The sequence below is a fragment of the Clostridium estertheticum subsp. estertheticum genome, from assembly GCF_001877035.1.
Classification (GTDB): Bacteria; Bacillota; Clostridia; order Clostridiales; family Clostridiaceae; genus Clostridium_AD; species Clostridium_AD estertheticum.
In genome coordinates this window covers 3,826,691-3,837,829 of sequence record NZ_CP015756.1, presented here as the reverse complement: position 1 = coordinate 3,837,829, position 11,139 = coordinate 3,826,691, and the positions used below count along the sequence as shown (strand labels likewise).

The following is an 11,139-nucleotide window of genomic DNA, read 5'->3' as shown; positions in this document are numbered from 1 at the left end:
AATAGGTTGAAAATATCATATTTATTGAGTTATAATGTTATATACTAGTCTAATAGTTTTTTTAAAACGTTGTTGATATGTAAAATAAATATTAGAATGATATAATTAATGGAAAGAATATGCTAATAGGTCGCGATTTTGAGAATAAATTATGTTTTTGAAGAATAAAAATATATAAACTTAAAATAGGATATATGAAAGAAAAATTTTATAAAATAATGGGTTTATATCAAGACGCATAAATATATATAATAGATTTTAGAAGCAAAAATAAATCGAACTTGCGAGGAAAGAGAAGATGATTATGAAAAATATATTACACGTTGGGTTAGACGTAGGATCTACTACTGTTAAGATAGTAGTGTTAGATGAGCAAGAAAAAACGATTTATAGTAAATATCAAAGACATTTTTCAGATATTAAAAGTACAATCGCAGAGCTTTTAAATGAAGCTTATAATAATTTTTCAGAGGCCGATATTACTATAGTTGTAACGGGATCTGGTGGACTAGCATTAGCTAAATGGATGAATATACCTTTTATTCAAGAAGTAATAGCAAGTACTTATGCAATAGAGAAAATTATACCTAGAACTAATGTAGCAATAGAACTGGGTGGAGAAGATGCAAAAATAATTTATTTTGATGGAGGAATAGATCAAAGGATGAATGGATCTTGTGCTGGAGGTACAGGGGCATTTATTGATCAAATGGCATCCCTTCTCCAGACAGATGCAACTGGACTTAATGAATTTGCCAAGAACTATAAGACTATATATCCAATAGCTGCTAGGTGCGGCGTTTTTGCAAAAACAGATATTCAGCCATTATTAAATGAAGGTGCTGCAAAGGAAGATATTGCTGTGTCAGTTTTTCAGTCAGTAGTTAATCAAACCATTAGCGGACTTGCATGTGGTAGGCCAATTAGAGGTAATGTTGCATTTTTAGGTGGACCATTATTTTTCTTGTCTGAGCTTAGACAAAGGTTTATCGAAACTTTAAAACTTACAGAGGATCAAGTTATCTTTCCAAAAGATTCTCAGTTATTTGTAGCAGTAGGTGCTGCAATGTCTTCAAAGGATAATAGTACTATTTCATTTGAACATTTAAAAAATCAGCTTCCCAAATTGATGGAAGCGACTAGTAATGATGTTCGTAGATTTAGGCCCCTTTTTGCAGATGATAAAGAACTACAGGTTTTTAACGAAAGGCAAAGCAAGTATAAGGCTAAAAGACGTGAACTTGAAGGGTATACTGGAAATTGCTATTTGGGGATAGATGCTGGTTCTACAACAACTAAAGTTACACTTATAGATGAAGAAGGGGCAATTTTACACTCTTTTTATGGCAGTAATGAAGGTAATCCATTAACTTCAGTTAGAAAAGCACTAAAACATATATATTCTATAATGCCTAAAGGTGTTACTATTAAAAATTCCGCAGTAACAGGTTACGGCGAAAAACTAATAATGGCAGCATTAAAGGTGGACATTGGGGAAATTGAAACCATAGCTCATTATAAGGCAGCAGAATTTTTTATGCCTGGAGTAGATTTTATACTAGATATTGGTGGACAGGATATGAAATGTCTAAAAGTAAAAAATGGAGTAATTGATAGTATAATGTTAAATGAAGCTTGTTCATCTGGTTGCGGTTCTTTCATAGAAACATTTGCTCACTCTTTAAATATGGAAGTAGCAGAATTCGCAGAGGTAGCATTAAAGGCTAAAAGGCCAGTTGATTTAGGTTCAAGGTGTACTGTATTTATGAATTCGAGAGTTAAGCAGGCTCAGAAGGAAGGGGCTTCTGTAGGTGATATATCTGCAGGACTTTCTTATTCGGTAATAAAAAATGCACTTCAAAAGGTTATTAAAATAAGAGACCCAAAAGACATGGGCAAAAAAATAATAGTTCAAGGAGGAACTTTTTATAATAGTGCCGTACTTCGCGCTTTCGAGATTATTTCAGGAAGAGAGGCTGTAAGACCAGATATTGCAGGTTTAATGGGCGCATTTGGTGCATCACTTATTGCAAAAGAAAGGGATGAAGAAGGCAGAGTTTCTACATTATTATCGTTAGAACAATTGGATAACTTAGCTATCGAGACGACCATGGGAAGATGCAAGCAGTGTGCTAATCAATGCGTTCTTACAATTAATAAATTTGATAATGATCGAGAATTTATATCTGGTAATCGATGTGAAAAAGCACTAGGGCTTAGTAATAAAAAAGAGGAAATACCTAATGTCTATGATTATAAATATAAAAGAATATTTAATTATATTCCACTAAAAAAAGAAGAAGCGCAAAGAGGAACAATAGGAATTCCAAGAGTGCTTAATTTATATGAAAATTATCCGTTTTGGTTTACGTTCTTTACAAATTTAGGATTTAGGGTAGAGTTATCCCAAAGATCATCTAAAAAGGTATACGAAATGGGAATAGAAACAATTCCATCAGAGTCTGCTTGTTACCCTGCTAAAATTGCACATGGACACATAATGAGCCTTATAAATAAGGGCATAGATTTAATATTTTATCCTTGTATTCCATATGAAAAAAAAGAACGAAAAAATGCTGATGATCATTATAATTGTCCCATAGTAACTTCATATCCTGAGGTAATAAAAAACAATATGGATATATTAAAGGAAAGAAATGTTAGGTTCCTTAATCCATTTATTTCTTTAGATAATGAGAAGGCGCTAGATAAGAGATTAGCAGATGAATTAGTTAGTTTTGGAATTAGCAAAAAAGAAGTTGTTATAGCGGCTGAACTAGCATGGGCTGAAACTGAAAAGGTTAAATTAGATATTAGAAATAAAGGTGAGGAAGTTGTAGAATATATTAGGAGAACGGGGAAAAGGGGTATTGTACTCGCTGGCAGACCTTATCATATAGACCCAGAAATTAATCATGGGATTCCAAGCGTTATTACTGACTTTGATATGCCTGTACTTACAGAGGATTCCGTGGCTCATTTAGGCGTTATTGAAGGGCCTTTAAGAGCGGTAGATCAGTGGGTTTATCATTCTAGGTTATATGCAGCAGCAAGTTTTGTATCAAAGGAGCCTAATATTGAACTTATTCAACTAAATTCTTTTGGATGTGGACTTGATGCAGTAACATCAGATCAGGTTGCACAAATACTCGAAGATAATGGAAAGATATTTACAACTTTAAAAATTGATGAGGGAAATAATTTGGGAGCAGCAAGAATTAGAATTAGATCTTTAAAAGCTGCACTTTATGAAAGAGATAAGAATGGAGTTTTGTTAAAGAAAGTACAAGAACCTGATAAAAAAATTATATTTACAAAAGAAATGAAAAAGAAACATACGATTTTATGCCCACAAATGTCGCCTATACATTTTCAATTTTTACAGGAAGCATTTAATTCATCAGGATATAATTTGCAAATATTGCCATCAGTGGATACTAAAGCTGTAGACGAAGGTTTAAAATATGTAAACAATGATGCATGTTATCCTACAATAATAGTTGTTGGGCAACTAATTGCTGCTCTTAAGTCAGGCAAATATGATGTGGAAAATACATCTGTTATAATCTCTCAAACCTGCGGAGGGTGTAGGGCAACAAATTACATTGGATTCCTTAGAAAAGGGATTAAGGACGCAGGTTTTCCTCAGGTACCAGTTATATCTTTAAATGCTGCTGGACTCGAGAAAAATCCAGGTTTCAAATTTAGTTATCCAATAATTAAGAAATCATTTATGGCTTTAGTTTATGGTGACTTGCTTATGCGAGTACTATACAAAGTTAGGCCATATGAAGTAGTAGAAGGCTCAGCTAACTTGCTTTATGAAAAATGGGTAAAAGTATGCAAGATAGCGGTAGCAGAAGGAAAGAATAAAGAGTTTAAAAACAATATAACTGGCATTGTCTCTGAATTTGATCTTTTAGAAATTAAAAATATTATTAAACCTAAGGTAGGACTAGTTGGAGAAATCTTAGTTAAATTCGATCCCATAGCTAACAATAATATTATAGATGTTATTGAAAAAGAGGGTGGAGAGGCAGTTATGCCAGATTTAATAGACTTTTTCTTATACTGTGCTTATGATGCTGACTTTAAATATAAGTATTTAGGTAAAAGCAGAACTGATAAAATAATAAACAATGTGGCTATTCAATATATAGAAAGTTATAGAAAACATATGAAATTAGTTCTTGAAGGGAGTAAAAGATTTACAGCTCCCAATACTATACAGGAATTAGCAGCAAAGGCATCACCTATTATATCACTTGGTAATCAATCAGGAGAAGGATGGTTTTTAACAGCTGAAATGATTGAACTTATTGAAAGTGGCACAAAAAATATAGTTTGTGTACAACCTTTTGCTTGTCTTCCTAATCATGTATCAGGTAAAGGAATGATTAAGGAATTAAAGAGAAGAAATAAAGGAGCTAATATCACTGCTATAGATTATGACCCGGGTGCAAGTGAGGTAAATCAAATTAACAGAATTAAACTTATGATGTCTATTGCCTTTAAAAATCTTAAGAGTGAAGAAGAAATAAAAACTGCTTTTGATGAGGCAGCTAGTGACAAAAAGGAAGATTAATAATCCAATGAAGGTTCTACATGTAGGCTGTTCTGATAGTAGAGCATTCATTAACATACTCTAAGTTTATTACATGTTTTCACTTTCATTATTATAATTTATACTTTGCATAGTTATAAAGATAAAAAGTATATATTGCCACAATGCGTTCACATCACCAAGTAATTCTAAAGTAAAATAAGAATTATAAGGATTGTTCAAATGCATTATACGCAATATATACTTTTGTTAGCATAATCCAAGAAAAGTATCAAAATTATCATTATTGTTGATTGGGAGTAGGAGGGGGACTGAGAGACCTATTATAATAGGCTTTCTATTCCTTTTTTCTTTATATGAAGGATTAATCTAATGCAGAGTATTATTAGAATCACAAGTCCTATATTAGGAATTACTAAATTGTTATTGATTACCATGAAAAATATATTTTTACTCACATTTGTAATATCGGAACCAAGTATACCGATTATTATCTTTCTTAATACGTAAAATCTATTTGGGATTAGTATATACATTATTATAAATAGTATTGATGCAATAAATAAAAACGTAGAGGTAATAGTAGTATTATAATTATTTTTCAAATTAAGAGTTACTTTGTTCATTACATATTTAGTAATGATAACAGAACACGATGTTAATAATATAAAACTCAAAATATATATCCAATTAAAAATATATGTATTAAGTAAAGAAAAATTATATACACCTGTAGTAATGCTTCTAACAATTAAAATAAATAAGGACATAAATACTTTTTCGATTATGAAGAACTGTATATTAATACTGATTATATTTTTAACCTTGTTTTTATTATTATTTACTTTTTTATTTACGAATATAAATGAAGTAAGTGTAACCACTATAGCCATGTCTATATAATAAAATATAGAATCAAAAATTTGGCTAAAAAATGTTACATATGAAAGAATAAAAATAAAAATGAAATATACTAAGAACATGCTTAATAAGTATTGAATCCGTTCTTTAATTGTAAAATCAATGTACTTATTATGTGAAGGTAAATTTTTTTTAATACTATTTCCTATAAAGTTGCTTTCACCAAAGTCTCTAATTGATAATTTAATTGCATCTTTTTCAGACAGTCCTTTATTTAAATATTCATTTTCTAAAAGCATGAGGTGGTCTCTAATCTCAAATTCCAAATCTTTTTTATCGCATTCATTTATACCTCTCTCGTCTAAAAGTTCTTTAATATAAGCATTAAATGTGTCCATATTACTCCTCCTTAAAAATATTAATTAAACTCGTTACTTTATTCCATTGATTTATTTTTTCATTTAATGTTATTTTCCCTTCGTCAGTAATCTTATAATATTTTCGTTTACCTGACAGTTCATTTTCTTGCCAGTACGATTCTACTAGTTTTTTTTCTTCTAGTCTCTTTAATGCAGGATATAATGTACCTTCTCCCATAGCATATGTACCCTCGCTTTTACTCTTAATACATTTTGCAATTTCATAACCATAGGTATCTTGATTATTAATTATAGAAAGTATAAAAATATCAATGCTACCCTTCATTATTTCTTTATCCATAAAGTCACCTCCATACATCGTATTACTACTTAAAATTAGTTTACCACCATGTACATCGTATTACAAGGGTGGTGAAAAAATAAATATAATTTTATCTTTATTTAATAATAAATATAAATTATTATTATATGGTTTAAAATCAACAAATGTAACATAAGTATATTATTAAGGTACATTAAAAAAAGGCATCAATGATAATATTTTTATATGGAACATACATTACTTATCCCCAGGAGATGATTTAACAATATGCGATCCAATATTATTGAGGAGGATAAATGGTGGTCAAGGAAAACAAAGAAAGGGGAATGTGGTTAACAGTAATTTTATTGGTATTAATAGTAGTATATAGCTTAAGTATACTAGGTAATTTATATTCCTTTTCAAGACAACCAGGAGGATTAATGAATGCCTATGCATTAAGAACAATAATTTTAGATGTAATTCAACTTACAGGTTTTATACTAATATTTAGATGGAAAAGGTTAGGCTGGTACTTATATATATCTGCTTGCTTGATTTCAATAGTAGTAGGTTATATAACTTCATCTAGTTTTATATTAGGTGCAATTATGTACATGGTAGTTATATTAATATTATCATTAATGTTATATTATTTTATATGTCCAATATGGAATAGTGTAGTAAAAAAACACGGTGATCTAAATTCCTTATTTATGGAAATATAGTTGTATATCTGTACTTAATAAGTGTTATAATGTAATTAAAGATATTACTTAGTAATAAAAATGAAAGGGGATAATTATATGAATAAGGAACAAATGGACCAAATGCATGCTGGAAAAGGATTTATCGCTGCTTTAGACCAAAGTGGGGGTAGTACTCCTAAGGCACTTTTGCAGTATGGCATTTCGGAAGATCGTTATTCAAATGACGAAGAGATGTTTAGTTTAGTACACGAGATGAGAACGCGTATTATAATGAACCCTACATTCAATTCAAAGCATATTTTGGGTGCTATTTTATTTGAAAATACTATGGATCGTAAGATTGGTGATAAGTTTACTGCTGATTTTCTTTGGGAAGATAAAAAGGTTGTGCCTTTTTTAAAGATTGATAAAGGGCTGGCTGAACTCGAAAATGGTGTTCAACTCATGAAGCCGATTCCAAATTTGGAAGGACTCTTAAAACGGGCCAGTGAAAAAAACATTTTTGGGACGAAAATGCGTTCAGTCATTATGGAAGCTAATTCGGAAGGAATTCGAAAAGTAGTTGAGCAACAGTTCGATATTGGAAAGAAAATATTTGAGGCTGGGCTAGTTCCAATTATTGAACCAGAGGTTGATATTCACAGCGTAGATAAGGAAAAATCAGAAAGAATATTAAAATCTGAAATTTCTAATCAATTAGCACTCCTTGATAAAGACGTCAAAGTAATGCTTAAACTTTCAATACCAACAGAAGATAACTTCTATCATGATTTAATGGATAATCCGCATGTTGTACGTGTTGTGGCTTTATCAGGAGGGTACACTCAAAGTGAAGCAAATGAAAAACTTACGCATAATCATGGACTGATAGCTAGTTTTTCCCGTGCATTATCGCAAGGATTGACTGCAAAGCAAACAGATAAAGAATTCAATTTGATGTTATCCAATTCAATTGGAACAATTTATGATGCATCCATCAAATAATGTAGATATTTATTCTGAAAGTTACTCTATTAAATTAGTCTGTTATAAGAGTATAAGAGAACAATGATAGTTTATATTTTCTTATATCGGCAATCAAGACTGTACTTAAAATAGTGCAGTCTTTTTGTTATGTCATTAAAATTATTTTATATAACAGGAGTAGTGCATGTTGTTTCAATATATAATTATGGTTATAATAAAGAATATATGAAGTAAAGATGATATGTATTTTTAGTGAAGAATGAGGTGAAAGAAAAAGTGGAAACCGAGAATATACGGAATTTTATAAACAGTTCATCGCTTGGTGTTTATGAAAAATACATTATAATTAGAGGTAATCATAAGTATTTGGTGAAGTCAGGAAGAGGAAGCGCAGAAAAAGAAAGCTCGATATTGGAACCAGTAACGGAGTGTATTTGCTATGAATTGGCGAAATTAATGGGAATGGATTGTGCAGAATATACATTAGAAAAAAGAAATGGTAGATTGGTTTCAGTTTCAAAATGGTTTTACAATGAAGAAGAGGAACGATTTTATAGTGCCAACAGGCTGATGAGAATATTGGGTATATCTAGAGAAAATTTATATGAAAAGTTAGTTGAGAATTTTCCTAACATAAAGATGAATTTAAATAATATGATTATTTTTGATTATATTGTAAATAATACAGACAGGCACTTGAAGAATTTTGCGTTTCTTGAAAAGGATGATAAAATAAGATTTTCACCTATTTATGATAATGGATTATCTTTAGGTTCACATTTAGATGACGATGATTTAATAAATGAAGATATGGATGATTTGTTATTAGATTCAGACTACGCTAAATGCTTTGAAAGTAGCAATAAAAAACAATTAGGATTGGTAGATAAATATAGTTTAAATATTGATATTGATTTTGAGCAAATAATAGATAAGTACAAAAGGTATTTTAGTGAAAAAAGAATTGATTTTATTTTGCAATTATTGACAGAAAGAATAAAGGATGTGAAAATATGCTTCCCAAATCAGTGATTGAAACAGTTGAGCTTATGAATAAAGATTATTTTTTAGGAGAATTGTCCTACGATATAGTGTCAGAAAAATATAGTTTCAGGAGAAATAAAGAAATTAATGATTTAAAGTTATATCCAGCAGAATTTTATGGATTATTTGATGTTAAAGAAATAGAAGTGCAAAGTGATGTTATTAGAGAATTTATAGTTGATAGGATAATACCATATAATCGTATGAACTTGAGTAAATATCTTAAATATTATGACATGGAATTTTGGGATGAATGGGAACTGTTTTTAAAATCAAAGGGAATGTGTTTTTTGGATCTCTTTTGGATAAGAAAAAATAGTAAAGAAACGTATAAAAAATGTCATATTAAATTTACTAATTCCGTTAGAGATGATTTATTAACAGAGGAATATTTTTTAGAAAATTAGGTAGGATTTTATATTGTAATATAATGGCACAAGTAGATTTAAATATTCTTGTGTCTTTTTATTTTTTTTGAAGGTGCTTTAGTGGAAAATTTGAATACAATCTTTAAAGTATCCTTAATTGTAAATATAATCTCAACATCTTGTAAAATGGTATAATTAGCATTATAAATATAAAATTAGGAGATTAACTATGAATAAAATTTTAATAATAGAAGACGATTTAAAATTAAAAAAGTATATGCAGGAATATTTAAATGCTTATGATTATAAGACTATTCTCTTAAATGATTTCGACAATGTATTAGAAGATGTTCAGCATATAGAGCCTAATCTTATAATATTAGATATTAACCTTCCAACCTTTGATGGTTTTTACTTTTTAAAAATTATTAGAAATAAATCTAATGTTCCAGTAATTATTGTTTCAGCTAGAAGTGAAGAGGGCGAACAAATCAGAGGAATGGAGCTTGGGGCAGATGATTATATAACAAAGCCTTTTGGTATGGGCATATTACTTGCAAAGGTAAATGCTGTGCTGCGAAGAACAAATAATGTGGTTACTACTGAAGATTTTAATATTTGCGGATTAACTTTGAACAGCGATAGTATGAGGCTAGTGTTTGAAGAAAAGATAGTGGACCTTAGTAAAAATGAATACAAATTACTAAAGTTATTTATGAGTAATTGTGGAAAAGTTATAACTAGAGAAGAATTATTAGAAACATTATGGGATGACACGGATTTTATTGATGATAATACATTAACAGTTAATATAACTAGGGTTAAAAAGAAACTTAAAGATTTGGAAGTCGAAAATTCAATTGTTACTAAAAGGGGAGTGGGATATGTGTTTAACTAAATTAATATTAGTGGTTTTGAAAAAAGAAAAAGCTGCCATAATTATATATTTACTAAATACGATAGTTTTAGTGAGTTTTTATTATTTAATATTTAATAGTAGAGAAATTATATATCCTATAGCTGTAAGTTTGTTTTTCTTGATGATTTTCATTATTTATAAAACTATTGAGTATAACAATTTCTATATAAGCCTTGATGAAGCTAAAATAAGTCCGAATTATAAGGGGAAATTTGATAATAATGTAGGAGTGTTTGAAGTTATCAATGAAATACATGATAACTATATCAATAAGTTTTATAAAATGAAAAATAGAATAAAGGAAAGAGATACCCTTATGGCTCAATGGGTGCACAATATGAAAACATCTATAACAGTTATTGATTTAGCTTCTGAAAAGGGACTAAATCATTATAAGCGGTGTCGTAATATTGACGGTGTATCTTCTGAAATACCATTAAAAAATTTAGAAAATAGTGATTTTCTTTATGATATATTAGAAGAGAATAAGAAGCTGCAGGATAACTTAGAAGAAACTCTTAATTTGTTTAGATTAGATGAATTTGCAAAAGATTATATTCCTGAGAAAGTTAACCTAAGGGAGCTCGTAAATAGTGCTGTTAATAATAAAAAAAGAGAATTTATATATAGCAAGGTATTCCCTAAGGTTATTATAGATGAAAAATATTATATATACACAGATAAAAAGTGGTCAAAGTATATGTTAGAGCAGATAATAACTAATGCAATAAAGTATTCAGAAAAAGAAAATAGCTACGTTACATTTAGTTTAGTGGAAGAGGATAATTACATAACATTATTTGTAGAAGACAAAGGAGTAGGTATAAGGAAAGAAGATATATCAAGAGTATTTCAGGCTTTTTTTACTGGTACTAATGGCAGAAATAATAGAAAATCATCAGGGATTGGACTATATATGGTTAAGCTTGTAGCTGATGAATTAGGTCATAAAATCCATATAAAGTCTAGGGTAGGAAAAGGAACTATAGTAGAAATTAGCTACCTTTCAAAATTGTAAGGTTAAGT

The 11,139-nt window shown here is 29.5% G+C and carries 9 protein-coding genes; 7 read left to right on the top strand and 2 right to left on the bottom strand.

Translation table 11 applies throughout. From position 1 onward, the window contains the following. Positions 1-304: 304 nt before the first annotated feature. Positions 305-4,585, top strand: a complete 4,281-nt coding sequence (locus tag A7L45_RS17965; protein ID WP_071614058.1) for a 2-hydroxyacyl-CoA dehydratase — start codon at positions 305-307, stop codon at positions 4,583-4,585. 302 nt (positions 4,586-4,887) lie between these two features. On the opposite strand, the gene A7L45_RS17960 is transcribed toward A7L45_RS17965, so the two are convergent. After that, the gene (locus A7L45_RS17960; RefSeq protein ID WP_071614057.1) at positions 4,888-5,823 is read right to left on the bottom strand and encodes a permease prefix domain 1-containing protein; all 936 of its coding nucleotides are present in this window, start codon (positions 5,821-5,823) and stop codon (positions 4,888-4,890) included. A gap of 1 nt (position 5,824) precedes the next feature. Continuing rightward, the gene (locus tag A7L45_RS17955; protein ID WP_071614056.1) at positions 5,825-6,145 is read right to left on the bottom strand and encodes a PadR family transcriptional regulator; all 321 of its coding nucleotides are present in this window, start codon (positions 6,143-6,145) and stop codon (positions 5,825-5,827) included. Between the two features lie 278 nt (positions 6,146-6,423). On the opposite strand from A7L45_RS17955, the gene A7L45_RS17950 reads away from it, so the two are divergent. The 6 genes from A7L45_RS17950 to A7L45_RS17925 all read left to right on the top strand — a co-directional run bounded on the left by A7L45_RS17950 (position 6,424) and on the right by A7L45_RS17925 (position 11,131). Beyond that, positions 6,424-6,834, top strand: a complete 411-nt coding sequence (locus A7L45_RS17950) for a hypothetical protein (protein ID WP_071614055.1) — start codon at positions 6,424-6,426, stop codon at positions 6,832-6,834. A 78-nt stretch (positions 6,835-6,912) separates the two neighbouring features. Next, positions 6,913-7,800: a fructose bisphosphate aldolase gene (locus A7L45_RS17945; RefSeq protein ID WP_071614054.1), complete on the top strand. Its 888-nt coding sequence runs from the start codon at positions 6,913-6,915 to the stop codon at positions 7,798-7,800. A 234-nt stretch (positions 7,801-8,034) separates the two neighbouring features. Next, positions 8,035-8,814 carry a HipA domain-containing protein gene (locus A7L45_RS17940; protein ID WP_236900460.1) on the top strand — a complete coding sequence of 260 codons (780 nt, stop codon included), beginning with the start codon at positions 8,035-8,037 and terminating at the stop codon, positions 8,812-8,814. Continuing rightward, entirely contained in the window at positions 8,796-9,233 is a 438-nt protein-coding gene (locus A7L45_RS17935; RefSeq protein ID WP_071614052.1) for a hypothetical protein, read from the top strand. The genes A7L45_RS17940 and A7L45_RS17935 overlap by 19 nt, the downstream gene beginning before the upstream one ends. 190 nt (positions 9,234-9,423) lie before the next feature. Continuing rightward, positions 9,424-10,092, top strand: a complete 669-nt coding sequence (locus tag A7L45_RS17930) for a response regulator transcription factor (RefSeq protein WP_071614051.1) — start codon at positions 9,424-9,426, stop codon at positions 10,090-10,092. Then, complete coding sequence (locus A7L45_RS17925; protein ID WP_071614050.1) at positions 10,079-11,131, top strand: sensor histidine kinase; 1,053 nt, start codon at positions 10,079-10,081, stop codon at positions 11,129-11,131. Before A7L45_RS17930 ends, A7L45_RS17925 begins: the two co-directional genes overlap by 14 nt. Positions 11,132-11,139: the final 8 nt, after the last annotated feature.

Bases quoted from the DNA above. Each gene is read 5' to 3' on its own strand.
- A7L45_RS17965 (WP_071614058.1), top strand. From the start codon at position 305: ATGAAAAATATATTACACGTTGGGTTAGACGTAGGATCTACTACTGTT.
- A7L45_RS17960 (WP_071614057.1), bottom strand. From the start codon at position 5,823: ATGGACACATTTAATGCTTATATTAAAGAACTTTTAGACGAGAGAGGT.
- A7L45_RS17955 (WP_071614056.1), bottom strand. From the start codon at position 6,145: ATGGATAAAGAAATAATGAAGGGTAGCATTGATATTTTTATACTTTCT.
- A7L45_RS17950 (WP_071614055.1), top strand. From the start codon at position 6,424: ATGGTGGTCAAGGAAAACAAAGAAAGGGGAATGTGGTTAACAGTAATT.
- A7L45_RS17945 (WP_071614054.1), top strand. From the start codon at position 6,913: ATGAATAAGGAACAAATGGACCAAATGCATGCTGGAAAAGGATTTATC.
- A7L45_RS17935 (WP_071614052.1), top strand. From the start codon at position 8,796: ATGCTTCCCAAATCAGTGATTGAAACAGTTGAGCTTATGAATAAAGAT.
- A7L45_RS17930 (WP_071614051.1), top strand. From the start codon at position 9,424: ATGAATAAAATTTTAATAATAGAAGACGATTTAAAATTAAAAAAGTAT.
- A7L45_RS17925 (WP_071614050.1), top strand. From the start codon at position 10,079: ATGTGTTTAACTAAATTAATATTAGTGGTTTTGAAAAAAGAAAAAGCT.